Raw genomic sequence first — 26,921 nt, 5'->3', positions numbered from 1 at the left:
TCGAGCGGTGAATGCGCGGTGAACGGCCGCATCCGGCGATCCGATAGCCTCTGCCGACGTGCCCACCCACCCCCTCGGGGGTCCAGGTGTGCCACGCCCGCTGCCCGGGTAGCCCGTATCGAATGCGGACCGACCGGCGCGGCCTTGCCAGCTTCCAAGGAGTGAGTTCGTCTGTCGACCGCCATCCTCACCGGTCAGCCGGTCGCCGGGTCGTCGCTCGAAGCCGACCTGCGCTCGCTGGGTTTCGACGTCCGTACGGCGGACGGTGCCGCGGCCGTGGCCGACGCGCTCGCCGCGGTGCCGGCCGATGAACGCGTCGCCCTCGTCGATCCCCGCTTCGTGGGCCACCTGCACAGCCTCCGGCTGGCGCTGACCGACCCGCGCTTCCCGGCCGCGGCCGTGCCGGGCGCCGTCACGGCCCAGCCCGAGGCGCGCGCCGCGCTCCAGCGCGCCGCCACCGCGGTTCCCGCGGGCCCCGGCACCCGCTACCGCGTGGACGTCCTCCCCGACGCGTTCGCCGAGACCATGGAGGCCGGGGACGCCGCGCCGCAGCGCGTCGAGCTGGGCAGCCTGGTCGCCACCGTCCCGCTGACGCCCGCCGAGCGCGCCACGGCCGAGGAGGCCGTCGCCGCCGTCGACGACGAGGCCGTACGGCTGCGTACCGCCGTCAAGGCCCGCGACGGGTTCTTCACGACCTTCTGCATCAGCCCGTACTCCCGCTACCTGGCCCGCTGGTGCGCGCGCCGCGGCCTGACCCCCAACCAGGTCACCACGGCGTCGCTGCTCACCGCGGTGATCGCGGCGGGCTGCGCGGCCACCGGCAGCCGCGGCGGCTTCATCGCCGCCGGACTGCTCCTGATCTTCTCCTTCGTCCTGGACTGCACCGACGGGCAGCTCGCCCGCTACTCGCTCCAGTACTCGACGATGGGCGCCTGGCTCGACGCGACCTTCGACCGCGCGAAGGAGTACGCGTACTACGCGGGCCTCGCGCTCGGCGCGGCGCGGGGCGGCGACGACGTGTGGGCGCTGGCTCTGGGGGCCATGGTGCTCCAGACCTGCCGGCATGTCGTCGACTTCTCCTTCAACGAGGCCAACCACGACGCCACCGGCAACACCAGCCCCACCGCGGCGCTGTCCGACCGGCTCGACAGCGTCGGCTGGACGGTCTGGGTGCGCCGGATGATCGTGCTGCCCATCGGCGAACGCTGGGCCATGATCGCCGTACTGACCGCCTGCACCACCCCGCGCATCGTCTTCTACGCGCTGCTCGCCGGCTGCGCCCTGGCCGCCTGCTACACCACGGCAGGCCGCGTGCTGCGCTCGCTGACCAGGCGCGCGCGGCGCACCGACCGCGCCGCCGGCGCCCTCGCCGACCTGGCCGACTCCGGGCCGCTCGCCGCACTGTTCGCCCGGGGCGGCAGCGGCGGCTCCTTCACCGCCCCCGTCATGGCCTTCCTCGGCGCCGCCTGCCTGCTGACCTGGGTGATCTTCCAGGACGGGCCCGTGACGTGGACGACCGTGGTCGTCGCGGTCATCTACGCCCTCTTCTCGGGCCAGGCCGTCGCCCGCCCGCTCAAGGGCCCGCTCGACTGGCTGGTGCCGCCGCTGTTCCGGGCGGGCGAGTACGTCGCCATCCTGGTCGTGGCGGCCCGCTCGGACGCCGACCAGGCGCTGCCCGCGGCGTTCGGCCTGGTCGCGGCGGTCGCCTACCATCACTACGACACCGTCTACCGGATCCGCGTCGGCACGGGGGCCCCGCCGCGCTGGCTGGTGCGGGCGGCCGGCGGGCACGAGGGGCGCACGCTGCTCGTTGTCCTCCTGGCGGCCCTGCTGCACGGCTCAGGTTTCACAATCGCGCTGACGGTCCTGGCACTGGTCCTGGCGCTGCTGGTGCTCGTGGAGAGCATCCGTTTCTGGGTGTCCTCCCAAGCACCCGCCGTACACGATGAAGGAGAACCCGCATGATCGGCCTCGTGCTGGCCGCCGGCGCCGGACGGCGTCTGCGTCCCTACACCGACACCCTGCCCAAGGCCCTGGTGCCGGTGGACGGCGACACGACCATCCTGGACCTCACGCTCGGCAACTTCGCCGAGATCGGTCTCACCGAGGTCGCGATCATCGTCGGCTACCGCAAGGAGGCCGTGTACGAGCGCAAGGCCGCGCTGGAGGCCAAGTACGGCCTCAAGCTCACCCTCATCGACAACGACAAGGCCGAGGAGTGGAACAACGCCTACTCCCTGTGGTGCGGCCGCGACGCGATCAAGCACGACGTGATCCTCGCCAACGGTGACACCGTGCACCCGGTCTCCGTCGAGCGCACGCTGCTCGCCGCCCGCGGCGACGGCAAGAAGATCATTCTCGCGCTGGACACCGCCAAGCAGCTCGCCGACGAGGAGATGAAGGTCGTCGTCGACCCCGACAAGGGCGTCCAGAAGATCACCAAGCTGATGGACCCCGCCGAGGCCACCGGCGAGTACATCGGTGTCACCCTCATCGAGGGCTCGGCCGCCGAGGAACTCGCGGACGCGCTGAAGACCACCTTCGAGCGCGACCCCGACCTGTACTACGAAGACGGCTACCAGGAGCTGGTCAACCGCGGCTTCAAGGTGGACGTGGCGCCGATCGGCGAGGTCGCGTGGGTCGAGATCGACAACCACGACGACCTCGCGAAGGGCCGTGAGATCGCATGCCGGTACTGACCCGCCTGATTCCGTCCCCGGTCGTCGTTGACATCAGCGCCGGCGCACTGGACGACCTGGCGGGCCTGCTGGCCGATCAGCGCATCTCCGCGTCCGGGAAGCTCGCCGTCGCCATCAGCGGCGGCTCGGGCGCCCGGCTGCGGGAGCGGCTGTGCCCCGCGCTGCCCGGCGCCGACTGGTACGAGGTCGGCGGCGGCACGCTGGACGACGCGATCAAGCTCGGCGACGCCATGAAGAAGGGCCACTACGACGCGGTCGTGGGCCTGGGCGGCGGCAAGATCATCGACTGTGCGAAGTACGCGGCGGCCCGGATCGGCCTGCCGCTGGTCGCCGTCGCGACGAACCTGTCGCACGACGGCCTGTGCTCGCCGGTGGCCACCCTCGACAACGACGCGGGCCGCGGCTCCTACGGCGTGCCCAACCCGATCGCCGTGGTGATCGACCTCGACGTCATCCGCGAGGCCCCGGTCCGCTTCGTACGCTCCGGGATCGGCGACGCGATCTCCAACATCTCCGCGGTCGCGGACTGGGAGCTCTCGCACCGCGAGACCGGCGAGAACATCGACGGGCTGGCCGCCGCCATGGCGCGCCAGGCCGGCGAGGCCGTGCTGCGCCACCCCGGTGGCGTCGGCGACGACGGCTTCCTCCAGGTGCTGGCCGAGGGCCTGGTCCTGACCGGCATCTCGATGTCGGTGGCCGGCGACAGCCGCCCGGCCTCCGGCGCCTGCCACGAGATCAACCACGCCTTCGACATCCTCTACCCCAAGCGGGCGGCGAGCCACGGCGAGCAGTGCGGCCTCGGCGCCGCCTTCGCCACGCACCTGCGCGGGGACAAGGAGACCTGCGCGCTGATGATCGAGGTGCTGCGGCGGCACGGCCTGCCGGTGACGCCCGGCGAGATCGGCTTCAGTGACGAGGAGTTCGTCAAGGCCGTCGAGTTCGCGCCGCAGACCCGCCCCGGCCGCTACACGATCCTCGAACACCTCGACCTGTCCACCGACCAGATCAGGGACGCATACGCCGACTATGCACAAGCCGTCAGTAGCTGAACTCCGCCCGGTCGTGCACCCCGCGGGTGTCAAGGACCGGCGCAGCGGTGAGCACTGGGCCGGGCGCCTGTACATGCGGGAGATCTCGCTGCGCTGCGACCGGTACCTGGTGAACACCAGGATCACGCCCAACCAGCTGACCTATGTGATGACCCTCTTCGGCGTCCTCGCGGCCCCGGCCCTGCTGGTGCCGGGGATCTGGGGGGCCGTGCTCGGCGTGCTGATGGTCCAGCTCTACCTGCTGCTCGACTGCGTGGACGGCGAGGTCGCCCGCTGGAAGAAGCAGTTCTCGCTCGGCGGGGTGTACCTGGACCGGGTCGGCGCCTACCTCACCGACGCCGCCGTGCTGGTCGGCTTCGGCCTGCGCGCCGCCGACCTGTGGGGCTCCGGGCGGATCGACTGGCTGTGGGCCTTCCTCGGCACCCTCGCCGCCCTCGGCGCGATCCTGATCAAGGCGGAGACCGACCTGGTCGGCGTGGCCCGCCACCAGGGCGGGCTGCCGCCGGTCAAGGAGTCGGCGTCCGAGCCGCGCTCGTCCGGGATGGCGCTGGCCCGCAAGGCCGCCGCCGCGCTCAAGTTCCACCGGCTGATCCTCGGGATCGAGGCGTCGCTGGTGATCCTGGTCCTGGCGATCGTGGACTCGGCCAGGGGCGATCTGTTCTTCTCGCGGCTCGGTGTCGCGGTGATGGCCGGTATCGCGCTGCTGCAGACCGCGCTGCACCTGGTGTCCATCCTCGCCTCCAGCAGGCTCAAGTGACGGGGGCGCGAGAGATGAAGGTCGGCGCTGTCGTCCTGACCATGGGCAACCGCCCCGACGAGCTGCGCGCGCTGCTCGACTCGGTCGCCAAGCAGCACGGTGACCCCATCGAGGTCGTGGTCGTCGGCAACGGCTCGCCGCTGCCGCCGCTGCCCGAGGGCGTACGGACCGTGGAGCTGTCGGAGAACGTCGGCATCCCGGCCGGGCGCAACGTCGGCATCGAGGCCTTCGGCCCCGGGGGCAGCGAGGTGGACGTGCTGCTGTTCCTGGACGACGACGGGCTGCTGGACCGGGCGGACACCGCCGAACTGTGCCGCGAGGCGTTCGCCCGCGACAAGAAGCTGGGCATCGTCAGCTTCCGCATCGCGGACCCGGACACCGGCGAGACCCAGCGCCGGCACGTGCCGCGGCTGCGCGCCTCCGACCCGATGCGGTCCTCCCGCGTCACCACCTTCCTGGGCGGCGCCAACGCGGTCCGTACGAAGGTCTTCGAGGAGGTCGGCGGGCTGCCCGACGACTTCTTCTACGCCCATGAGGAGACCGACCTGGCCTGGCGGGCCCTGGACGCGGGCTGGCTGATCGACTACCGGTCGGACATGGTGCTGCTGCACCCCACGCACGCCCCCAGCCGGCACGCGGTCTACCACCGCATGGTGGCCCGCAACCGGGTCTGGCTGGCCCGCCGCAACCTTCCGGCTCCGCTGGTTCCGGTCTATCTCGGTGTCTGGTTCCTGCTCACCCTCGCCCGGCGCCCCTCGCGGCCCGCGCTGCGCGCGTGGCTGGGCGGCTTCAAGGAGGGCTGGGCCACTCCCTGTGGTCCCAGGCGTCCCATGAAGTGGCGTACCGTTTGGCGCCTGACCCGGCTGGGCCGCCCGCCCGTCATCTGACAAGCTCGTATCTGAGAGCATCAGGCGCGAACCCGGGGCGCGACCCCGGCAGCGCACCTTGAGGACGAAAGTGTCAACAGTGAGCGAGACTACGCACGACAGTGCGGTCGCCATGAGTGCCCCGCCAACACCCGACGACGGGTTGTCCCGTGCCGAGCTGGCCCGCAAGTACGGGCTCACGCAGAGCGGCGCGCGGCCCAGCCTGCCGGAGTACGTGCGGCAGCTGTGGGACCGGCGGCACTTCATCCGCGCCTTCTCCAGCGCGAAGCTGACCGCGCAGTACAGCCAGGCGAAGCTGGGCCAGGTGTGGCAGGTGGTGACGCCCCTGCTGAACGCGCTCGTCTACTACCTCATCTTCGGCCTGCTGATCGGCACCAGCCGCGGTGTCGAGGACTACGTGCCCTTCCTGGTCACCGGCGTCTTCATCTTCACCTTCACGCAGAGCTCGGTGATGGCCGGCACCCGCGCGGTCTCCGGCAACCTGGGACTGGTGCGCGCGCTGCACTTCCCGCGCGCCTGCCTGCCCATCTCGTTCTGCCTGATGCAGCTTCAGCAGCTGCTCTTCTCGATGGGCGTGCTGGTCCTCATCCTGCTGGGCTACGGCCAGGTGCCCACCTGGTCCTGGCTGCTGGCGATCCCGGCCCTGGTGCTGCAGTTCGTCTTCAACACCGGCCTCGCGATGGTCATGGCCCGGCTGGGCAGCAAGACCCCCGACCTCGCGCAGCTGATGCCCTTCATCATGCGGACGTGGATGTACGCGTCCGGCGTGATGTTCAGCATCGACGTGATCCTCAAGGAGAAGGCGGTCCCGGCCTTCGTGCACGTCCTGCTGGACTGCAACCCGGCCGTGATCTTCATCGACCTGATGCGCTTCGCGCTGATCGACAGCTTCACCTCGGACAAGCTGCCCCCGCACGTGTGGCCGCTGGCCCTGGGCTGGGCGCTGGTGATGGGCATCGCCGGCTTCGTGTACTTCTGGAAGGCTGAGGAGCGGTACGGCCGTGGCTGAGCAAGAGGACGCCGTGCAGACGGCGGACGGGAACCGCGTCCCCACCGTGATCGCGGACGACCTGCACATCGTGTACCGGGTGTACGGCACCGGAGCGGGCAAGGGCAGCGCCACCGCGGCCCTGAACCGCATCATCCGCCGCAAGCCCTCCAGCGGCGTGCGCGAGGTGCACGCGGTCAAGGGCGTCAGCTTCACCGCCTACCGCGGTGAGTCGATCGGCCTGATCGGCTCCAACGGCTCGGGCAAGTCGACGCTGCTCAAGGCCGTCGCCGGCCTGCTGCCGGCGGAGCGCGGCCGGGTCTACTCGCACGGCCAGCCGTCGCTGCTGGGCGTGAACGCGGCCCTGATGAACGACCTGACCGGCGAGAAGAACGTCGTCCTCGGCGGTCTGGCGATGGGCATGTCCCGCGAGCAGGTGCGCGAGCGCTACCAGAGCATCGTGGACTTCTCGGGCATCAACGAGAAGGGCGACTTCATCTCGCTGCCGATGCGCACGTACTCCTCCGGCATGGGGGCGCGGCTGCGCTTCTCCATCGCGGCGGCCAAGGACCACGACGTCCTGATGATCGACGAGGCGCTGGCGACGGGCGACCGCGCCTTCCAGAAGCGCTCCGAGGCCCGCATCCGCGAGCTGCGCAAGGAGGCCGGTACGGTCTTCCTGGTCAGCCACAACAACAAGTCGATCAGGGACACCTGCGACCGCGTGCTGTGGCTGGAGAAGGGCGAGCTGCTGATGGACGGCCCGACGGACGAAGTGATCAAGGCGTACGAGAAGGAGTCGGGCAAGTAGCCCGCAGCGCGCCGCACGGCCCCCGCGAGTCCGGCTCGCGGGGGCCGTTGATCGTTGGCGGGCCGGCCGCCGAAGGTTGTCCGCCGGTCTGCTGATCGTTAACAGTTGGTCAACTCCGCTGGATCCGGGAACAGTTCGGGCTGGCTGGATGTTGACCGGATCGTTGCTTCGCGGTTCGGTACCCCCTCGGACGCGGGAGAGATGTACGGCGTAAGCTGTACGGGTACTGAACAGCACAAGTGGCACAAGTCGGGCAATGCTTACCCGTCCTGGCGATCGGGGTCCGATCGGGCCGGTCGCGGCATGCGGCGTGTCCGAAATGGGATGTTTTGGCTTGGCGGTGTAGAACGGGAGGCGTGACGGCAATGGCTACTGGAACTCTCCGGCTCCGAAACGCGCCGGGCAGCCTCCGGTGAGCCGAGGGATGACGCGGGCGCGCGGCGTCCCCGTCCGGCCCGGTGCGCCGGACGACGGCCGGGGCGACGCGGCGTCGCGCACCGTCCTGGCCAAGGCCGCGCACGAGAACTTCCCGGTGGCGCCGTTCTTCCTGCCCCGTGCCTGGCGGGGGGACCTGATGGCCGTCTACGGCTTCGCCCGGCTCGTGGACGACATCGGCGACGGCGACCTCGCGCCCGGCGGCGAGGACGCCGTACTCCTCGGCCTGGACCGTTCGAGCGCGGCCGAAGGCGGAGACCGCGTCGCGCTGCTCGACGCGCTGGAGGCGGACCTGCACCGCGTCTTCAGCGACCGGGCCCCCGGCCCGCTGCACCCCCTGATGCGCCGCCTCGGCCCGACCGTGCGCCGCTGCGGCCTGACGCCGGAGCCCTTCCTGCGTCTGATCGAGGCCAACCGGCAGGACCAGCGGGTCGGCCGCTACCCGGCGTACGGGGACCTGCTCGCCTACTGCGAGCTGTCCGCCAACCCCGTGGGCCGGCTCGTCCTGGGCATCACCGGCACCACCAGCCCCGAGCGCGTCCGGCGCTCGGACGCCGTCTGTACGGGGCTGCAGATCGTCGAGCACCTCCAGGACGTCGCCGAGGACCTCGCCCGCGACCGGATCTACCTGCCCGGCGAGGACATGCGGCGCTTCGGCGTCACGGAGGCGGACCTCGCCGCCCGCACGGGGGGCGCACCGGTGCGCGCGCTGATCGCGTACGAGGCGGAACGCGCCCGCGAACTGCTGAATGAAGGCACCCCGCTGGTGGGTAGCGTCCACGGCAGGCTCAAACTGCTGCTCGCCGGTTTCGTCGCCGGCGGACGTGCCGCACTCCGGGCGGTCGCCGCCGCCGACCACGACGTACTCCCTGGACCGCCCAAGCCGACCAAGCTCAGTCTGCTGCGCGAGGTGGGGGCGACATTGCGAAGAGAGGGGTGAGTCGGACCGTGGAGGATTTCGCACACACGTCCGCGCCGGTGCTCGCTGCGTACCGCTACTGCGAGGCCGTGACCGGGCAGCAGGCGCGTAACTTCGCCTACGGCATCCGGCTGTTGCCGGCCGACAAGCGGCAGGCCATGTCCGCGCTCTACGCCTTCTCGCGCCGGGTCGACGACATCGGCGACGGCGTGCTCGAAGCCGCCGCCAAGCAGCAGCGCCTGGAGGAGACCCGCGCCCTGCTCGGGCGCATCCAGGACGGCGCGGTCGACGAGGACGACACCGACCCGGTCGCGGTCGCGCTGTCCGACGCGGCCCGGCGCTTCCCGATCCCGCTCGGCGGGCTCGACGAGCTGATCGACGGCGTCCTGATGGACGTGCGCGGCGAGACGTACGAGACGTGGGACGACCTGAAGGCCTACTGCCGCTGCGTCGCGGGGGCGATCGGCCGGCTCTCGCTGGGGGTGTTCGGCACCGTGCCCGGCGCGCCGGACGCCGAGCGCGCCGCCGAGTACGCCGATACGCTCGGGCTGGCCCTGCAACTGACCAATATCCTGAGAGACGTTCGCGAGGACGCGGGAAACGGCCGTACGTATCTCCCCTCCGACGACCTCGCCAAGTTCGGCTGCGCGGTGGGCTTCCACAGTCCGGTCCCGCCGCCCGGCGCGGACTTCACCGGACTCGTCCACTTCGAAGTCAGGCGCGCCCGCGCGCTGTTCGACCAGGGCTTCAGGCTGCTGCCCATGCTCGACCGGCGCAGCGGGGCCTGCGTCGCCGCCATGGCCGGCATCTACCACCGCCTCCTGTCGAGGATCGCGGCGGACCCGGCGGCCGTGCTCCGCGGCCGGGTCTCGCTGCCCGGCCGGGAGAAGGCGTTCGTGGCCGTACGCGGCCTGTCGGGATTCGACGCACGGGCCATCGGCCGCCGCCAGGCGGCCAGGGCGGCGGGCCGGCCGCCGGCCAGGAGGCGCGGATGAGGTGCCAGGAGACGGGCGAGGCGGGGGAGCCCAGCTCACGGGCCGTACGACGGAACAAGCGGCGGGCAACCCTCCGCCCGTCCGCTGCGTCCCTGACGTCAGTAATCAGGGAGGGCGAATGACATCGGGACCGATGCGGCCCGACCGGCACGATGCACATGAGGCAGGCCGCCCCGATGGGGCGGCTGCGGTGGTCATTGGGGGCGGTCTCGCCGGAATCACGGCAGCGCTGGCGCTGGCCGACGCGGGGCTGCGCGTCACCCTCGTCGAGGGGCGGCCCCGGCTGGGCGGGCTGGTCTTCTCCTTCCGCCGGGACTCGGCGGTGGGGGAGCTGACCGTCGACAACGGCCAGCACGTCTACCTGCGCTGCTGCACCGCCTACGACGGGTTCCTCGACCGGGTGGGCGGCCGCGGCCTGGTGCCCCTCCAGGACCGGATGGACGTCCCCGTACTGGACGCCGAGGGACTGCGGCTGGGCCGGCTGCGGCGCACCGGCCTGCCCGTACCGCTGCACCTGGCGAAGAGCCTGGCCACCTACCCGCACCTGACGCTCGCCGAGCGGGCGAACGTCGGCCGCGCGGCGCTGGCCCTGAAGAAGCTGGACCCCGAGGACCCAGCCCTGGACCGCGTCGACTTCGCCTCCTGGCTGGCCCGGCACGGCCAGTCGCCGCGCACCGTCGAGGCGCTGTGGGACCTGGTGGGTGTCGCGACGCTCAACGCGCGGGCCGGCGACGCGTCGCTGGGCCTGGCCGCCAAGGTCTTCAAGACCGGCCTGCTCTCCGACAACGGCGCCGCCGACATCGGCTGGTCCCGGGTGCCGCTCGGCGACGTACACGACACGCTCGCGCGCGAGGCCCTGGAGAAGGCGGGCGTCCGCGTCGAGCTGCGGACCCGCGCGAGCGCCCTCGCCCGCGCGGAGGACGGTGCCTGGCGGGTGACGGTGGAGAACGGCCCGCACGGCCGTGCGCAGCTGGACGCCGGAACGGTCGTGCTGGCCCTGCCGCAGCGCGAGGCGCACGGCCTGCTGCCCGAAGGCAGCCTCGACGACCAGGACCGGCTGCTGGACATCGGCACCGCGCCGATCCTCAACCTGCACGTCGTCTACGACCGGCCGGTGCTCAGGCAGCCGTTCTTCGCGGCGCTCGGCTCGCCGGTCCAGTGGGTCTTCGACCGTACGGAGGCCTCCGGCCTCGCCGCGCTGCCCGGCGGCGCCCGCAGCCAGTACCTGGCCGTGTCGCAGTCCGCCGCGCAGGACGAGATCGACCGGCCGGTGGCCGAGCTGCGCAAGCGCTACCTGCCGGAGCTGGAGCGGCTGTTGCCCGCCGCGCGCGGCGCCGCCGTCCGCGACTTCTTCGTCACCCGCGAACGCACCGCGACGTTCGCCCCCGCCCCGGGCGTCGGCCGGCTCCGGCCCGCCGCCCGCACCAAGACCCCCGGCCTGTACCTGGCCGGTGCGTGGACCGCCACCGGGTGGCCCGCGACCATGGAAAGCGCTGTTCGCAGCGGCCTCGGCGCCGTTCGCGAGGCACTCACCGAACTCGGCTTCCCCCAGGGCCAGTTGCCCCAGGAGGCGGCATGACCACGAGTACGAGCTCTCGCACGAGCACGAGCACCGGAAACAGAGGAGAAACCGTGCACCCGGCTTCCCCAGCTATCGACACCGAGACCGTCACCGCGCTGCTGGAGCGCGGGCGGCAGCTCGCCACGCCCGTGCTGCGTGCCGCCGTGGCCCGGCTCGCGCCCCCCATGGACACCGTCGCCGCGTACCACTTCGGCTGGATCGACGCCGCGGGGCGGCCCGCGGACGGCGACGGCGGCAAGGCGGTACGCCCCGCGCTCGCGCTGCTCTCGGCCCAGGCCGCCGGGCAGCCCCCCGAGGTGGGCATCCCCGGCGCCGTCGCCGTGGAACTGGTCCACAACTTCTCGCTGCTGCACGACGACCTGATGGACGGCGACGAGCAGCGGCGCCACCGCGACACGGTGTGGAAGGTACACGGCCCCGCCCAGGCCATCCTCGTCGGCGACGCGCTGTTCGCCCTCGCCAACGAAATACTGCTGGAACTGGGCACCGTCGAGGCGGGCCGCGCCACCCGCCGGCTCACCGTGGCCACCCGCAAGCTGATCGACGGCCAAGCCCAGGACATCTCCTACGAGCACCGCGAGCGGGTCACCGTCGAGGAGTGCCTGGAGATGGAGGGCAACAAGACGGGCGCGCTGCTCGCCTGCGCCGTCTCGGTCGGCGCCGTCCTCGGCGGCGCCGACGACCGCACCGCCGACATCCTGGAGAAGTACGGCTACCACCTCGGCCTCGCCTTCCAGGCCGTCGACGACCTGCTCGGCATCTGGGGCGACCCGGAGGCCACCGGCAAGCAGACCTGGAGCGACCTGCGCCAGCGCAAGAAGTCGCTGCCGGTCGTCGCCGCCCTGGCGGCCGACAACCCCGCCGCCGAACGGCTCGCCGGCATCCTCGCGGCGGACGCGAAGAAGAGCGAGGACGAGATCGCGGACTTCACCGAGGAGGAGTTCGCCTCCCGCGCGGCCCTCATCGAGGAGGCCGGCGGCCGCGAGTGGACCTCCCAGGAGGCCCGCCGCCAGCACACCACCGCCATCGCCGCACTGGACGAGGTGGACATGCCCGCACCGGTCCGCGCGCAGCTCGTCGCGCTCGCGGACTTCGTCGTCGTACGAGAGAGATGATCGCCATCGACCCGATCTAGATCGCAGTCGCCGGCCGGCGCTCCCCATCCGCAGTCGCAGGGCCCCGTTCTCCGAATACGGGCCCCGGGCGCCGGCCGACGGAATCCCTGAGCACGCTTCACAGTTCACTGCAGAAGGGGAAGCCATGACAGCGACGACCGACGGAAGTACCGGGGCGCTGCCGCCCCGGACCCCTTCGGCCAGCGATGCCACCGCTGAGAACACCACGCACGACAAGGCCGCCGCGGACGGCACCGCGGCCGCCGCCCGGCGCGCGACGGCCCGCGCCACCGACTACCTGCTGTCCGTCCAGGACGAGGCCGGCTGGTGGAAGGGCGACCTGGAGACCAACGTCACCATGGACGCCGAGGACCTGCTGCTGCGGCAGTTCCTGGGGATCGGGGACCCGCGCACCACCGAGGCCGCGGCCCGCCACATCCGCGGCGAGCAGCGCGCGGACGGCACCTGGGCCACCTTCCACGGCGGCCCCGGCGAACTGTCCGCCACCATCGAGGCGTACGTCGCCCTCCGGCTGGCCGGCGACGCGCCGGACGCCGCCCACATGGCCAGGGCCGCCACCTGGATCCGCGAGCGCGGCGGCATCGCCGCCTCCCGTGTCTTCACCCGGATCTGGCTGGCGCTCTTCGGCTGGTGGAAGTGGGAGGACCTGCCCGAACTGCCGCCCGAGCTGATCTACTTCCCGAAGTGGTTCCCGCTCAACATCTACGACTTCGCGTGCTGGGCCCGGCAGACGATCGTGGCACTGACGATCGTCTCGGCCAAGCGCCCCGTACGCCCCGCGCCGTTCGCCCTGGACGAGCTGCACACCGACCCCGCCGACCCGAACCCGCGGCAGCCGCTCGCCCCGGCCGCCAGCTGGGACGGCCTCTTCCAGCGGCTGGACAAGGGCCTGCACCGGTACCGCAAGGTCGCCGTGCGCAGGCTGCGCCGCGCGGCCATGAGGGCGGCGGCCTCCTGGATCATCGAGCGGCAGGAGAACGACGGCTGCTGGGGCGGCATCCAGCCGCCGGCCGTCTACTCGGTCATCGCGCTGCACCTGCTCGGCTACGACCTGGAACACCCGGTGCTGCGCCAGGGCCTTGAGTCGCTGGACCGTTTCGCCGTCTGGCGCGAGGACGGGAACGGCGCGCCCGTCCGCATGGTCGAGGCCTGCCAGTCCCCGGTCTGGGACACCTGCCTGGCCACCATCGCGCTCGCCGACGCGGGACTGCCCGCCGACCACCCGCAGTTGGTCAAGGCGGCCGACTGGATGCTCGCCGAACAGATCGACCGGCCGGGCGACTGGAGCGTACGCAGACCGCAACTGCCCTCCGGCGGCTGGGCGTTCGAGTTCGACAACGACAACTACCCGGACATCGACGACACCGCGGAGGTCGTCCTCGCGCTCCGCCGCGTCCAGCACCCGGACCCGGAGCGGGTGGAGCGGGCCGTGCGGCGCGCCGTGCGCTGGAACCTGGGCATGCAGTCCGGGAACGGGGCCTGGGGCGCCTTCGACGCCGACAACACCAGCCCGTTCCCCAACCGGCTGCCGTTCTGCGACTTCGGCGAGGTCATCGATCCGCCGTCGGCCGACGTCACGGCGCACGTCGTGGAGATGGCCGCCGACGTCGGCCTGACGCACGACGCGCGGGTGCGGCGCGGCGTGCGCTGGCTGCTGGCCGAACAGGAGCCGGACGGCTCGTGGTTCGGGCGCTGGGGCACCAACTACGTCTACGGCACCGGCTCGGTGCTCCCGGCCCTGGCCGCCGCCGGCATCCCCGCCTCGCACCCCGCCGTCCGCCGCGCCGTGCGCTGGCTGGAGCGGGTCCAGAACGAGGACGGCGGCTGGGGCGAGGACCAGCGCTCCTACCAGGACAAGGCGTGGGCGGGCCGCGGCGCGTCCACCGCCTCGCAGACCGCGTGGGCGCTGCTGGCGCTGCTCGCGGCGGGCGAGCGGGAGAGCGAGGCGGTCGAGCGGGGGGTGCGCTGGCTCGCGGAGACCCAGCGCGCCGACGGGTCCTGGGACGAGCCGTACTTCACCGGTACGGGCTTCCCCTGGGACTTCTCGATCAACTACCACCTGTACCGGCAGGTCTTCCCGCTGACGGCCCTCGGCCGTTACGTCAACGGCGGACCGGCCGGCGCGTCCCAGGGGGCCTGATGGCGGCGTCGCACGGCAGGCGCACCGGCCCGGCCGGCCGGCCCGCCCTGCCGCAAGCGCCGCCGCTGCTGGTCGCCTGCGCGCTCGGCATCGAGCGGCTCGCGCTGCGCGGCGGCGACCGCGGCGGGGCGACCGCGCCCGTGGTCATGCTCCGTACCGGAATGGGCCCGCGGGCGGCGGCGGACGCCGTCACGCACGCGCTGCGGGACGGGTCCGTCACCGAGCGGGCGCCGGTCGTCGCGACCGGGTTCTGCGCGGGCCTGGTCCCCGGGATGCGGCCGGGGGACGTGGTCGTCGCCGAGGCCACGCGGGGCCATCTGCCGGGCGCGCCGGACGTGCCCTGCGCCGACAACGGACCGCTGCTGCGTTCCCTCAAGGAGCGCGGCCTGACCGTGCACACCGGCCTGCTGCGCGGCTCCGACCACGTCGTGCGCGGCGCGGAGCGGGCCGGGCTGCGCGCCGGGGGTGCCGTCGCGGTGGACATGGAATCCGCCGCGACCCTGCGCGCGGCGACCCGCGGCGGCGACCGTCCGGTTGCGGCCGTACGGGTGATCGTGGACGCTCCAGAACATGAACTTGTGCGAATTAGTACTTTGCGCGGTGGAATGTCGGCATTTCGTGTGCTGCGCTCCATCCTTCCCGTCTTTTTCGAATGGCACCGTTCTTTGCTGCTCCCCAGGAGGTGAGCCAGATGGCCATGCCGCTCCGCCAGTCCATCCGGGTCGGTACGTATCTCTTTGAACAGAAAGTGCGCAAGCGGGAGAAGTTCCCGCTCATCGTCGAACTGGAACCCCTTTTCGCGTGCAACCTCAAATGCGAGGGCTGCGGGAAGATCCAGCACCCGGCCGGCGTGCTGAAACAGCGCATGCCGGTCGCCCAGGCGGTCGGCGCGGTCCTGGAATCCGGTGCGCCGATGGTCTCCATCGCGGGCGGCGAGCCCCTGATGCACCCGCAGATCGACGAGATCGTGCGGCAGTTGGTGGCCAAGCGGAAGTACGTCTTCCTGTGCACCAACGCGATGCTGCTCCGCAAGAAGATGGACAAGTTCACCCCCTCCCCGTACTTCGCCTTCGCGGTGCACATCGACGGCATGCGCGAGCGGCACGACGAGTCGGTGGCCAAGGAAGGCGTCTTCGACGAGGCGGTCGAGGCGATCAAGGAGGCCAAGCGGCGCGGCTTCCGGGTCACCACCAACTCCACCTTCTTCAACACCGACACCCCGCAGACCATCATCGAGGTGCTCAACTTCCTCAACGACGACCTCCAGGTCGACGAGATGATGCTCTCGCCCGCCTATGCCTACGAGAAGGCGCCCGACCAGGAGCACTTCCTCGGTGTCGAGCAGACCAGGGAGCTGTTCAAGAAGGCCTTCGCCGGCGGCAACCGGCGCCGCTGGCGCCTGAACCACAGCCCGCTCTTCCTGGACTTCCTGGAAGGCAAGGCCGACTTCCCCTGCACCGCGTGGGCGATCCCCAACTACTCGCTCTTCGGCTGGCAGCGCCCCTGCTACCTGATGAGCGACGGGTACGTCCCCACGTACCGGCAGCTGATCGAGGAGACCGACTGGGACAAATACGGCCGCGGCAAGGACCCGCGCTGCGCCAACTGCATGGCGCACTGCGGCTACGAGCCCACCGCCGTCCTGGCCACCATGGGCTCCCTGAAGGAGTCCCTGCGCGCCGCCCGCGAGACCGTCGCAGGAAACCGCGGGTGACGTGATGAGCACTGGTGAGCCTCCCGGAGGAAACCCCTCCGGTACCGGCGTCGCACTGGGGCTCCCCGAGGTGCCGGCCCGGCCGCTGGCGCAGCGGCGCTTCTCGCGCCGCATCCAGGTCGGGCCGGTGCCGGTGGGCGGCGGCGCCCCCGTCTCGGTGCAGTCGATGACCACGACGAACACCGCGGACATCGGTGCGACCCTCCAGCAGATCGCCGAGCTGACGGCCTCCGGCTGCCAGATCGTGCGCGTCGCCTGCCCGACCCAGGACGACGCCGACGCGCTGCCGGTGATCGCGAAGAAGTCGCAGATCCCGGTGATCGCGGACATCCACTTCCAGCCGAAGTACGTGTTCGCCGCGATCGACGCCGGATGCGCGGCGGTCCGCGTGAACCCGGGCAACATCCGGCAGTTCGACAACCGGGTGAAGGAGATCGCGAAGGCGGCGTCCGACGCCGGGGTGCCGATCCGGATCGGCGTCAACGCCGGCTCGCTGGACAAGCGCCTGCTGGAGAAGTACGGCAAGGCCACGCCCGAGGCGCTCGTCGAGTCCGCCCTGTGGGAGTGCTCGCTGTTCGAGGAGCACGGTTTCCGGGACATCAAGATCTCGGTCAAGCACAACGACCCGGTCGTGATGGTCAACGCTTACCGGCAGCTCGCCGCCCGGTGCGACTATCCGCTGCACCTGGGGGTGACGGAGGCCGGTCCGGCTTTCCAGGGCACGATCAAGTCCGCGGTCGCCTTCGGCGCCCTGCTCTCCGAGGGCATCGGCGACACCATCCGCGTCTCGCTGTCGGCCCCGCCGGCCGAGGAGGTCAAGGTCGGCCTGCAGATCCTGGAGTCGCTGAACCTGCGGCCCCGCCGCCTGGAGATCGTCTCCTGCCCGTCCTGCGGCCGCGCCCAGGTGGACGTGTACAAGCTGGCCGACGAGGTCACCGCGGGCCTGGAGGGCATGGAGGTGCCGCTGCGCGTCGCGGTCATGGGCTGCGTCGTCAACGGCCCCGGCGAGGCCCGCGAGGCCGACCTCGGTGTCGCTTCCGGCAACGGCAAGGGCCAGATCTTCGTCAAGGGCGAGGTGATCAAGACCGTGCCCGAGTCGAAGATCGTCGAGACCCTCGTCGAAGAGGCCCTGAAGATCGCGGCGGGCATGGAGGCGGAAGGAGCGGTGCCCGGCACCCCCGACGTGAGCGTCAGCTGAACCCGTAGAGGCCGTACCCGTAGGAGGGGGACCGAGCATGCCGATGCTGGAAAACATCCGCGACCCGCGTGACCTCAAGGCGCTTCCCGGCGGATCCCTCGGCGAACTGGCCGAGGAGATCAGGCAGTTCCTGGTGCACGCGGTGGCGCGGACCGGCGGCCACCTGGGGCCCAACCTGGGGGTGGTGGAGCTGACCATCGCCCTGCACCGGGTCTTCGAATCGCCCGCCGACCGCATCCTGTGGGACACCGGCCACCAGTCGTACGTACACAAACTGCTCACCGGGCGCCAGGACTTCTCCAAGCTGCGCGGCAAGGGCGGTCTGTCCGGCTACCCCTCCCGCGAGGAGTCCGAGCACGACGTCATCGAGAACTCCCACGCCTCCACCGTGCTGGGCTGGGCCGACGGCCTGGCCAAGGCCAACCAGGTCCGCGGCAGGCGGGACCACGTCGTCGCCGTCATCGGGGACGGCGCGCTGACCGGCGGCATGGCCTGGGAGGCGCTGAACAACATCGCCGCCGCCAAGGACCGCCCCCTGATCATCGTCGTCAACGACAACGAGCGCTCGTACGCGCCCACCATCGGCGGCCTCGCCAACCACCTCGCCACCCTGCGCACCACCGACGGCTACGAACGCTTCCTCGCCTGGGGCAAGGAGATCGTGCAGCGCACCCCGGTCCTGGGCCGCCCGCTGTACGAATCGCTGCACGGCGCGAAGAAGGGCTTCAAGGACGCCTTCGCCCCGCAGGGCATGTTCGAGGACCTGGGGCTGAAGTACGTCGGCCCGATCGACGGCCACGACATCGCCGCCGTCGAGTCCGCGCTGCGCCGCGCGGCCCGCTTCCACGGGCCGGTACTGGTCCACTGCCTCACGGAGAAGGGGCGCGGCTACCGGCCCGCGCTGGAGGACGAGGCCGACCGGTTCCACACGGTCGGCGCCATGGACCCGCTGACCTGCGCCCCCGTCGCGCCGCCCGGACCGCCGTCGTGGACCTCCGTCTTCGGCGACGAGATGGTCCGGATCGGCGCGGAACGGCCGGACGTCGTCGCGATCACGGCGGCCATGCTGCAACCCGTCGGCCTCGGCAAGTTCGCGGCGGCCTTCCCCGACCGTACGTGGGACGTGGGCATCGCCGAGCAGCACGCGGCCGTCTCGGCGGCGGGCCTGGCCACCGGCGGCCTCCACCCGGTCGTGGCCGTCTACGCCACCTTCCTCAACCGCGCCTTCGACCAGGTCCTGATGGACGTCGCGCTGCACAGGTGCGGCGTCACCTTCGTCCTCGACCGGGCCGGCGTGACCGGCACGGACGGGCCGAGCCACAACGGCATGTGGGACCTGTCGGTCCTCGGCGTCGTCCCCGGCCTGCGGATCGCCGCGCCACGCGACGCCGACCAGCTCCGCGCCCAGCTGCGCGAGGCCGTCGAGGTGGCCGACGCGCCGACCGTACTGCGCTTCCCGAAGGAGTCGGTGGGCGAGGCGGTCCCGGCGCTGGAGCGCGACGGCGGCGTGGACGTACTGGGCCGCGGCGAGCGCGAGGACGTCCTGCTGGTCTCGGTGGGCGTGATGGCCCCGGTCTGCCTGGAGGCCGCGGAACTGCTCGCCGAACGCGGCATCGGCGTCACGGTCGTCGACCCCCGCTGGGTCAAACCCGTCGACCCCGCGATCGTCCGGCTGGCCGCGCGGCACGCCTCGGTGGCCGTCGTGGAGGACAACAGCCGCGACGGGGGAGTGGGATCGGCGGTCGGCCAGGCCCTGCGCGACGCGGACGTGGACGTACCGCTGCGGACCTTCGGCATCCCCGGCCAGTTCCTGGCGCACGCCAAGCGCGGCGAGGTGCTCGCCGACATCGGGCTCACCCCGGCCGAGATCGCCGGCCGCATCAGCGCCCCGCCGGCCCGTAAGGAGAACGACTCGTGACGGAGAACGGATCGTGACCGGTTTCGACCTGAACAAGCTGCTCGCCGAACGCGGCGCCGAGCGCTACGCACTGCACACCAAGTACGTCAACCACCAACTGCCGCGCATGCTGCACACCATCGGCTTCGACAAGGTCTACGAGCGGGCCGAGGGCGCCTACTTCTGGGACGCCGACGGCCGGGACTACCTCGACATGCTCGCCGGCTTCGGCGTCATGGGCCTCGGCCGCCACCACCCGGTCGTACGCCAGGCCCTGCACGACGTCCTCGACGCACAGCTCGCCGACCTCACCCGCTTCGACTGCCAGCCGCTGCCCGGCCTGCTCGCCGAGAAGCTGCTGGCCCACGCCCCCCACCTGGACCGCGTCTTCTTCGGCAACAGCGGCACCGAAGCCGTCGAAACCGCCCTGAAGTTCGCCCGCTACGCCACCGGCAGACCGCGCGTCCTGTACTGCGCCCACGCCTTCCACGGCCTGACCACCGGAGCCCTCTCGGTCAACGGCGAGAGCGGCTTCCGCGACGGTTTCGCACCGCTGCTGCCCGACACCGCCGTCGAGATGGGCGACCTCGCGGCGCTGGAACGGGAACTGCGCCGCGGCGACGTGGCGGCCTTCGTCGTCGAACCCATCCAGGGCAAGGGCGTCCACCCCACCCCGCCCGGCTACCTGCGGGCCGCGCAGGAACTCCTGCACCGGCACAAGGCCCTGCTGATCGCCGACGAGGTGCAGACCGGCCTGGGCCGCACCGGCGACTTCTTCGCCTACCAGCACGAGGACGGCGTGGAACCGGACCTGGTCTGCGTCGCCAAGGCACTCTCCGGCGGCTACATCCCGGTCGGCGCGACCCTGGGCAAGGACTGGATCTTCAAAAAGGTCTACTCGTCCATGGACCGCGTCCTGGTCCACTCCGCCAGCTTCGGCTCCAACGCCCAGGCGATGGCCGCGGGCCTGGCGGTCCTCTCGGTCATGGAGGACGAACAGATCGTCGCCAACGCCCGCCACACCGGCGACCTGCTCCGCACCAGACTCGCCGCCCTCACCGACCGCTACGAACTCCTCCACGACGTACGCGGCCGCGGCCTGATGATCGGCATCGAGTTCGGCCGCCCCAGGTCCCTGAAACTCCGCGGCCACTGGACCATGCTCCAGGCCGCCCGCAAGGGCCTCTTCGCGCAGATGGTCGTCGTCCCCCTCCTCCAGCACCACCGCATCCTCACCCAGGTCTCCGGCGACCACCTGGAAGTCATCAAGCTGATCCCGCCCCTGACCATCGGCGAACGGGAGGTCGACCGCTTCGTCGGCGCCTTCACCGCCGTCATGGACGACGCCCACCAAGGGGGCGGGTTGATGTGGGACTTCGGGCGGACGCTGCTGAAGGCGCTGCCCACGAGGAACTGAGCCGGGTCACCGGAGCCCGGAACGCGACCGGCCCGCGGTCTTCCGTACGGAAGCCGCAGGCCGGTGCCCGCCACCAGGGCCGGGAATTTCAGTCCTCCAGCAGCTGGAACCGCAGTCGTTCGCGGGTTTCCGGGGAGAGCTTGAGGCCCTCGCTCAGGTAGGTCTCCGTGGAGCCCCAGGTCGTCGTGATGGTGTCGAAGGCCGCGGCCAGGTATTCGGCGCGGGCGTCGAAGAGGGGGGCGAGGAGTTCCATGACCTCGGGGGACATGCCCGCCACCGAGTTGTCGGAGCGGCGCACCTTGTAGCGGCGGTGTGCGGCGTTGGACTCAAGGTAGTCGGCCTCGATGGCCGCCGGTTCGACGCCGACCGCGAGGAGGGTGACGGCGATGGACAGGCCCGCCCGGTCCTTGCCGGCCGCGCAGTGCATGAGGGCGGGGACGCTGTCCTCGGCGAGCGCGTGCAGGACACGGCTGTGGTCCGCGGTGCGGGTGGTGATGATGTTGCGGTAGGTCTCGGCCATCCGGCCCGCCGCCTTGCCGTCGCCCAGCGCCGTACGCAGGTGGCCCAGCTCGCCGTCGCGCACCATCGCCCAGAACTCCGCGCCGTCGGCCGGGTCGGTGAGCGGGATGTTCACGTTCCGTACGCCGGGCAGGGTGACGTCGGGGCCCTCCAGCTTGATGTCCGCGGCGTTGCGGAAGTCGAAGACCGTGTGCAGCCCGAGGCCGCCGAGGAAGGCCGCGTCCGCCTCGGTGGCCGACGCCAGGTGCCCGCTGCGGAAGAGCCGGCCCTTGCGCACCCGGCGGCCGTCGACGGTCGGCAGCCCGCCCACGTCACGGAAGTTGCGCACCTCCGCGAGCTCCGAGTCGGTCGACGGGACCTCCGGGGTCTGCTGCGTCACGGGCGCTCCTCCGTATCGGTCGCCGACGCTGCTCGTCGACGAGGCGGGCCACTCCGACGATACGACATTGGTGCAACCGGCAATCAGGCCGTCGGCGGCCGGTCACCCGCGTGGTACGGGGTGCCGACGGCTGTCGTCCGGCCACGCCCGCACGCTCCCGGACGGCCGAATATGGTCGCTCACCATGCCCGTTCCTTATTCCGACTTGAGCAGAATTTGACCGGGTGGTATTAATCACCCCACGTCAACCCCTGGTTACGGTGGCGTAAGTCACTTCCGGGGGTGAATTATGTCCTGACGTGGCAGACGATTCGAAGAAGATGAGCAGTGGCGCATATGGCGCCATCGGGTCGTACGCAGCCGTCGGGGACAGCTTCACCGAGGGAGTCGGGGATCCCGGCCGTGACGGGGCGTACATCGGCTGGGCGGACCGGCTGGCGGTTCTGCTGTCGGACCGGCGCGCGGAGGGCGGGTTCCGTTACGCCAACCTCGCGGTCCGCGGCCGGCTGCTGGACCAGATCGTCGAGGAGCAGGTGCCGCGGGCCAAGGAGCTGGCCCCCGACCTGGTGACGTTCTGCGCCGGCGGCAACGACATCCTGCGGCCGGGCTCGGACCCGGACGCGGTGGCCGAGCGCTACGAGGCGGCCGTCGCCGATCTGCGGGAGAAGGTCGGTACCGTGCTGCTGTGCACGGGGTTCGACACCCGCGGCGTGCCGGTACTGCGGCATCTGCGCGGCAAGATCGCGACGTACACCGCACACGTACGGGCGATCGCCGACCGGCACGACTGCCCGGTCCTGGACCTGTGGTCGCTGAAGTCCGTGCAGGACCGGCGGGCCTGGAGCGACGACCGGCTGCACCTGTCGGCCGACGGGCACACGCGGGTCGCGCTGCGCGCCGCCCAAGTGCTGGGCCTGGACGTGCCGGCCGACCCGGACCAGGCCTGGCCGCCGGAGACCGAGCGGTCCGCCGCCGAGGCGCGGCGGGACAACATCCACTGGGCGCGTGAGCACCTGGTGCCGTGGATCGGCCGCCGGCTGCGTGGCGAATCCTCCGGCGATCACGTCGAGCCGAAGCGGCCGGACCTGCTTCCCCTGTAGGGCCCCGCTGGAGCGCCTGCCGCCGTCCGTGGCCACCACGCGGGCGGCGGTTCAGTGTGTGGCGCGCCCGTAGGGCAGATCGGCCCAGACGGTGCGGCCGCGCCCGGTGGGGTCGGGGCGTACGCCCCAGGTTTCGGAGAGCGCGCCCACGAGGAAGAGGCCGCGGCCGCATTCCTTGTCCACGCTGCCGGGCTGTACGTGCGGCGCCGAGGCGCCCCGGCCCTGGTCGGTGACTTCCACGCGCAGAAAGGCGCCGAGGAGCGTCAGTTCGCAGGCGACCTTGTCGCTGTCGGTGTGCCGCACGGCGTTGGTGAAGAGTTCCGAAACCACCAACTCGGCGTCGTCGCGGACCTGTTGTGCCGCGCCCCACTCGTGCAGTACCGCGAGTGCGCGTCTGCGCGCCTCCGGGACGGAGGTGCGGCGCGCCGGCAAGTGGAACGCGTCCTGGAGACGCTCGGCGATGAAGCCGCCACAGCGCCCTAACGAAGGAGCGTTGTTGGAGGAAGCCACTCCGCAACTATGTGCGATGTTGGTCACCGATGGCAAGGATCAATGTGTAATTTGCAGAATCGCAAACGCAGTCTGTTCGGTCTGCTGACGACATGACACACTGCTGATCACTCACGTCGGTTGGAGGGGATCAGAAGTGGCGGATGCACGGTCGGGTGGCGCTCCGACCGTCCTGCGGGTGGTGCTCGGCAAGAGGCTGCAGGACCTGCGCGAGAAGGCGGGGCTGTCCTACGAACAGGCGGCCGGCGCCCTCGATGTGACGCACGCCACGGTACGGCGCATGGGGAAGGCCGAGGTCGGCCTCAAGATCCCGTACGTGGAGAAGCTGCTGGCGACCTACGGGGTCACCGACCAGGACGAGATCGACGGCTTCCTCAAGCTGGCCCGCGAGGCCAACCGGCCCGGCTGGTGGCACAACTTCCGTGACGTCCTGCCCGACTGGTTCAGCGCGTACGTGAGCCTGGAGAGCGAGGCCAACCTCATCCGGGGCTACCAGCCCCACTACGTACCCGGCCTGCTCCAGACCGAGGAGTACGCGCGCGCCGTCCTGCGGGCGGGCAAGCCGCACGCGGCACGCGAGGAGATCGACCGCGCGGTCGCGCTGCGCCTGGAGCGGCAGTCGCTGCTCACCCGCGAGAACGCCCCCATGCTCTGGATCGTCATGGACGAAACGGTCTTCCGGCGCCCGATCGGCGGGCCGCGGGTGATGCGCGACCAGATCGCGCGGCTGGCCGAGGCCACCGCGCTGCCCAACGTCCGGCTCCAGATCATCCCGTTCGCGGCCGGACCCCACCCTTCGATGTACGGGCCGTTCCACATCTTCCGGTTCCCGATCCCGGAGCTGCCCGACATCGCGTACACGGAGAACCTGGTGGGCGCCGTGTACTTCGACCAGCGCGACGACGTCTCGCAGTTGCTGGAGGCGCTCGACCGGATGTGCGCGCAAGCCGCGCCGGCGCAGACCACCGAGGCCCTTCTGGGCGGCTTTCGCAAGGAGATCTGAACCATGGATCGCATACGCATCTACAACGGCATGCCCGCCACGGAGCTGGGCCGTGAAGGCTGGCGCAAGCCGTGGAGCGGCGGCAACGGCGGCGAGTGCGTGGAGGCGCTGCGGCTGGGGGACGGACGGGTGGCGCTGCGCCAGTCCACCGACCCCGACGGCCCGGCCCTGATCTACACCCACGGCGAGATCAAGAGTTTCATCGAGGGCGCGAAGGCGGGCGAGGCCGACTTCCTGCTCACCGCCGCGCCCGGTGCGTGCGGCACCGAACGGAGGACGGCGTGAAGGAAGCGGAGTTCTCCCGGGCCGCGGTCGGCTCGTGGGACGAGGACGGCTCACGCGGGCTCCAGGACGCGGCGGTCTTCAAGGCCGACGAGATCGACACCAGCCGGCCGCACCCCGCCCGGATGTACGACTACTACCTGGACGGGCGCGACAACTACGAGGTCGACAGGGAGGCCGCGCAGCGCGTCATCGCGGCGCACCCGCAGGTACGGCTGAGCGCCCGCGCCAACCGGGCCTTCCTGCACCGCGCCGTGCGCGAGGTGGTGGGCAGCGGCATCCGGCAGCTCATCGACATCGGCACGGGCATACCGACCTCCCCGAACACCCACGAGGTGGCCCGGGAGACGGCACCCGGCGTGCGGGTCGTGTACGTCGACAACGACCCCATCGTCGCCACGCACGCGGGCGCGCGGCTGACCACCACCGAGGACACCGGGTTCGTGCTGGCCGATGTGCGCGACCCGGAGGCGATCCTCGGCCACCCCACCGTGCGTGCGCTGATCGACTTCGACCGGCCGGTGGCACTGCTGCTGGTCGCCGTCCTGCACTTCGTCCGGGACGACGAGGACCCGGCCGGGATCGTGGCCACGCTGGCCCGGGCGCTGCCGGCGGGCAGCGCGCTGGTGATGTCCCACGCGACGGGCGAGCCGTACGAGGCGTACACGCAGGGCCGGACGGACGAGCAGGCGCGGGACGGCGTGCTGGACGTCTACAAGAACGCGACGGCCACCCTGAACCTGCGCACCAAGGCCGAAGTCGAGCCGCTCTTCGGGCCGTTCGAGCTGCTCGACCCGGGCGTGGTGCGGGTGCCGCTGTGGCGCCCTGACGGCCCGCCACCGGGCCCGGCGGAGCTGAACGACACCATCTTCTACGGCGGGGTGGGCCGGAAGCGGGGACCGGGCGCCGACGATTGACAGCGTCGGCCCGGCGGGCCGACGCTGGGAGCCGGTGCACGTCCGGCGGCGCTGCCGCCGGACGGGAGCGGTCACCCAAGTGGTGAAACGGGGGGAAAATGCCGGGACAGGCTGCCGAGACGGCGGGGGAGCGGCACGCGGTCGTCATCGGCGGCGGGCTCGCCGGGATGCTCGCGGTCACCGCCCTGCTCGGGCACGTGGACGCCGTCACCGTGGTCGAACGCGACCGCTACCCGGCCGGCCGTGCCTTCCGCAAGGGCGTACCGCAGGCCCGCCATCTGCACGTCTTCCTCAGCGGCGGCCGGCGCGCCCTGGAAGAGCTGCTGCCCGGCGCGACGCAGGCCCTCACGGACGCCGGGGCGCGCACCCTCTACCTGCCGCGCGACCTGGTCACCCGCACGGCCGTGGGCTGGCAGCTCCGCTTCGACGAGCGGCGCCACTCCTGCCTGTCCGCCACCCGCCCGGTGATCGACAGCGTCGTACGGGAACGCGCCTTGCAGGCGGCCGCCGGGTCCGCGACCCGGCTGGAGGTGCTGGAGGCGACCGAGGCGGTCGGCCTGACCGGCGACGCCGGCCGGGTCACCGGGGTACGGGTACGGACGCGCGGCGGACCCGGCGGCGGGGAACCGGCCGGCGAGGGCACGGACGAGCGGGTCGTCGCCGCCGCGCTCGTCGTCGACGCCTCCGGACGCACCTCCAAGGCGCCGCAGTGGTTCGCCGGTCTGGGCCGCGCCGCCCCGCGCGAAGAGACCGTCGACGCCGGAATCGCGTACGCCACCCGGATCTTCCGGCCCACCGCCCCGGCCGGCGCCCCGGACGCCGGCGTCAACATCCCGGCCTGGCCGGGGAGTCCGCGCGGCGCCGTGTACGTACCGGTCGAGGACGGCAAGTGGCTGCTGACCGCCGCCGGGGTGCGCGGCCACCACCCGCCGACCGACGGCCAGGGGTTCGCCGACTTCACCGCCACCATCGGCGACCCGTACATCCACGGGCTGCTGCCGTACGTCGAACCGGTCTCGCCCGTGCACGGCTTCCGGGACACCTCCAACCGCCGCCGCCACTACGAGCGGCCCGGTGCGGTGCCCGAGGGCTTCGTCGTCCTCGGTGACGCCAACTGCACCTTCAACCCCATCTACGGGCAGGGCATGTCGGTGGCCGCGCTCGGCGCCAGGGCGCTGCGCCGGGTCCTGGAGACCGGCGGCCTGCGGCCGGGGCTCGCGGGCGAGGCGCAGCGCGCGGTGGCCCGTGCCGCCGACGCCGCCTGGGTCACCGCGGCCGGCGCCGACCGCCCCTACGCGAGCGGCCCCGAGGCCCGTGCGAGCCGCCGCGAACGGCTGACCAGCTGGTACGTGCGCCGGTTCACCGAGCGCGCCGCCACCGACCCCGTCGTCGGCGCCACCCTCCGCGACGTCCTGTGCCTCACCGCTCCGCCGTCCCGCCTGATGGCCCCGCGCATGGTCCTGCGCACCCTCCTGCTGCCGCGGGGGGGGGGGCCCCCGGCGCCCCCCCCCCCCCCCCCCCCCCCCCCCCCGGGGGGGGCCCCCCCCCCGGGGGGGGGGGGGGTGTTTGTCCCCCCCCCCCCCCCCC

The 26,921-nt window shown here is 72.0% G+C and carries 24 protein-coding genes; 22 read left to right on the top strand and 2 right to left on the bottom strand.

All coding sequences use genetic code 11. The features are described from left to right. Positions 1 to 171: 171 nt before the first annotated feature. From ACH4K4_RS02200 to ACH4K4_RS02120, 17 genes are all read left to right on the top strand, one after another. Positions 172 to 1,965, top strand: coding sequence for a DUF5941 domain-containing protein (locus ACH4K4_RS02200; protein WP_398164510.1), 1,794 nt, complete (start codon positions 172 to 174; stop codon positions 1,963 to 1,965). Next, on the top strand, positions 1,962 to 2,699 hold the full coding sequence (locus ACH4K4_RS02195; RefSeq protein WP_398164132.1) for a sugar phosphate nucleotidyltransferase: 738 nt from the start codon (positions 1,962 to 1,964) through the stop codon (positions 2,697 to 2,699). Before ACH4K4_RS02200 ends, ACH4K4_RS02195 begins: the two co-directional genes overlap by 4 nt. Next, entirely contained in the window at positions 2,687 to 3,748 is a 1,062-nt protein-coding gene (locus ACH4K4_RS02190) for an iron-containing alcohol dehydrogenase family protein (protein ID WP_398164131.1), read from the top strand. The genes ACH4K4_RS02195 and ACH4K4_RS02190 overlap by 13 nt, the downstream gene beginning before the upstream one ends. Continuing rightward, positions 3,726 to 4,505, top strand: coding sequence for a CDP-alcohol phosphatidyltransferase family protein (locus ACH4K4_RS02185; protein WP_398164130.1), 780 nt, complete (start codon positions 3,726 to 3,728; stop codon positions 4,503 to 4,505). Before ACH4K4_RS02190 ends, ACH4K4_RS02185 begins: the two co-directional genes overlap by 23 nt. A gap of 14 nt (positions 4,506 to 4,519) precedes the next feature. Further along, a complete protein-coding gene (locus ACH4K4_RS02180; RefSeq protein WP_398164129.1) occupies positions 4,520 to 5,392 on the top strand; it encodes a glycosyltransferase family 2 protein in 873 nt (290 codons plus the stop codon). A gap of 79 nt (positions 5,393 to 5,471) precedes the next feature. After that, entirely contained in the window at positions 5,472 to 6,401 is a 930-nt protein-coding gene (locus ACH4K4_RS02175; RefSeq protein WP_360123356.1) for an ABC transporter permease, read from the top strand. Beyond that, positions 6,394 to 7,191 (top strand): ABC transporter ATP-binding protein, encoded by a 798-nt coding sequence (locus tag ACH4K4_RS02170; RefSeq protein ID WP_398164128.1) that lies wholly within the window; start codon positions 6,394 to 6,396, stop codon positions 7,189 to 7,191. The genes ACH4K4_RS02175 and ACH4K4_RS02170 overlap by 8 nt, the downstream gene beginning before the upstream one ends. A 424-nt stretch (positions 7,192 to 7,615) precedes the next feature. Continuing rightward, positions 7,616 to 8,566, top strand: a complete 951-nt coding sequence (gene hpnC, locus ACH4K4_RS02165; RefSeq protein WP_398164127.1) for a squalene synthase HpnC — start codon at positions 7,616 to 7,618, stop codon at positions 8,564 to 8,566. Beyond that, on the top strand, positions 8,563 to 9,540 hold the full coding sequence (hpnD, locus tag ACH4K4_RS02160) for a presqualene diphosphate synthase HpnD (RefSeq protein ID WP_398164126.1): 978 nt from the start codon (positions 8,563 to 8,565) through the stop codon (positions 9,538 to 9,540). The genes hpnC and hpnD overlap by 4 nt, the downstream gene beginning before the upstream one ends. A gap of 118 nt (positions 9,541 to 9,658) precedes the next feature. Next, positions 9,659 to 11,119, top strand: coding sequence for a hydroxysqualene dehydroxylase HpnE (gene hpnE / locus ACH4K4_RS02155; RefSeq protein ID WP_398164125.1), 1,461 nt, complete (start codon positions 9,659 to 9,661; stop codon positions 11,117 to 11,119). Beyond that, positions 11,116 to 12,237 carry a polyprenyl synthetase family protein gene (locus ACH4K4_RS02150; protein ID WP_398164123.1) on the top strand — a complete coding sequence of 374 codons (1,122 nt, stop codon included), beginning with the start codon at positions 11,116 to 11,118 and terminating at the stop codon, positions 12,235 to 12,237. The genes hpnE and ACH4K4_RS02150 overlap by 4 nt, the downstream gene beginning before the upstream one ends. A 145-nt stretch (positions 12,238 to 12,382) precedes the next feature. Then, positions 12,383 to 14,398, top strand: a complete 2,016-nt coding sequence (gene shc, locus ACH4K4_RS02145; protein ID WP_398164122.1) for a squalene--hopene cyclase — start codon at positions 12,383 to 12,385, stop codon at positions 14,396 to 14,398. After that, the gene (locus ACH4K4_RS02140) at positions 14,398 to 15,084 is read left to right on the top strand and encodes a 1-hydroxy-2-methyl-2-butenyl 4-diphosphate reductase (RefSeq protein ID WP_398164121.1); all 687 of its coding nucleotides are present in this window, start codon (positions 14,398 to 14,400) and stop codon (positions 15,082 to 15,084) included. The genes shc and ACH4K4_RS02140 overlap by 1 nt, the downstream gene beginning before the upstream one ends. Before the next feature lie 5 nt (positions 15,085 to 15,089). Further along, positions 15,090 to 16,112, top strand: coding sequence for an adenosyl-hopene transferase HpnH (hpnH, locus tag ACH4K4_RS02135; RefSeq protein WP_398164120.1), 1,023 nt, complete (start codon positions 15,090 to 15,092; stop codon positions 16,110 to 16,112). 4 nt (positions 16,113 to 16,116) lie between these two features. Next, positions 16,117 to 17,310: a flavodoxin-dependent (E)-4-hydroxy-3-methylbut-2-enyl-diphosphate synthase gene (gene ispG / locus ACH4K4_RS02130; RefSeq protein WP_398164119.1), complete on the top strand. Its 1,194-nt coding sequence runs from the start codon at positions 16,117 to 16,119 to the stop codon at positions 17,308 to 17,310. A 37-nt stretch (positions 17,311 to 17,347) separates the two neighbouring features. Continuing rightward, the gene (dxs, locus tag ACH4K4_RS02125; protein ID WP_398164117.1) at positions 17,348 to 19,228 is read left to right on the top strand and encodes a 1-deoxy-D-xylulose-5-phosphate synthase; all 1,881 of its coding nucleotides are present in this window, start codon (positions 17,348 to 17,350) and stop codon (positions 19,226 to 19,228) included. Between the two features lie 13 nt (positions 19,229 to 19,241). Continuing rightward, positions 19,242 to 20,624, top strand: a complete 1,383-nt coding sequence (locus ACH4K4_RS02120; protein WP_398164116.1) for an aspartate aminotransferase family protein — start codon at positions 19,242 to 19,244, stop codon at positions 20,622 to 20,624. 88 nt (positions 20,625 to 20,712) lie between these two features. Here ACH4K4_RS02120 and ACH4K4_RS02115 read toward each other — a convergent pair whose 3' ends face one another. Next, on the bottom strand, positions 20,713 to 21,522 hold the full coding sequence (locus tag ACH4K4_RS02115) for a tyrosine-protein phosphatase (RefSeq protein WP_398164115.1): 810 nt from the start codon (positions 21,520 to 21,522) through the stop codon (positions 20,713 to 20,715). Between the two features lie 299 nt (positions 21,523 to 21,821). Here ACH4K4_RS02115 and ACH4K4_RS02110 point away from each other — a divergent pair, with 299 nt between their 5' ends. Further along, the gene (locus ACH4K4_RS02110) at positions 21,822 to 22,622 is read left to right on the top strand and encodes an SGNH/GDSL hydrolase family protein (protein ID WP_398164113.1); all 801 of its coding nucleotides are present in this window, start codon (positions 21,822 to 21,824) and stop codon (positions 22,620 to 22,622) included. Between the two features lie 51 nt (positions 22,623 to 22,673). Here ACH4K4_RS02110 and ACH4K4_RS02105 read toward each other — a convergent pair whose 3' ends face one another. Further along, positions 22,674 to 23,132 carry an ATP-binding protein gene (locus tag ACH4K4_RS02105; protein WP_398164111.1) on the bottom strand — a complete coding sequence of 153 codons (459 nt, stop codon included), beginning with the start codon at positions 23,130 to 23,132 and terminating at the stop codon, positions 22,674 to 22,676. A gap of 136 nt (positions 23,133 to 23,268) precedes the next feature. Between ACH4K4_RS02105 and ACH4K4_RS02100 the strand changes: the two genes are divergently transcribed. The 4 genes from ACH4K4_RS02100 to ACH4K4_RS02085 all read left to right on the top strand — a co-directional run. Beyond that, entirely contained in the window at positions 23,269 to 24,135 is an 867-nt protein-coding gene (locus tag ACH4K4_RS02100) for a helix-turn-helix domain-containing protein (RefSeq protein WP_398164109.1), read from the top strand. A 3-nt stretch (positions 24,136 to 24,138) separates the two neighbouring features. Next, complete coding sequence (locus ACH4K4_RS02095) at positions 24,139 to 24,420, top strand: DUF397 domain-containing protein (RefSeq protein ID WP_398164108.1); 282 nt, start codon at positions 24,139 to 24,141, stop codon at positions 24,418 to 24,420. A 92-nt stretch (positions 24,421 to 24,512) separates the two neighbouring features. After that, the gene (locus ACH4K4_RS02090) at positions 24,513 to 25,334 is read left to right on the top strand and encodes an SAM-dependent methyltransferase (protein WP_398164509.1); all 822 of its coding nucleotides are present in this window, start codon (positions 24,513 to 24,515) and stop codon (positions 25,332 to 25,334) included. Between the two features lie 98 nt (positions 25,335 to 25,432). Further along, on the top strand, positions 25,433 to 26,921 hold a 1,489-nt coding region (locus ACH4K4_RS02085; protein ID WP_398164107.1), incomplete at its 3' end, for a hypothetical protein.

Source organism: Streptomyces sp. NPDC017529 (assembly GCF_044329785.1).
Taxonomy (GTDB): domain Bacteria; phylum Actinomycetota; class Actinomycetes; order Streptomycetales; family Streptomycetaceae; genus Streptomyces.
Note: the sequence above shows the minus strand (reverse complement) of the source record. Positions and strands in the feature narration are given on the sequence as shown.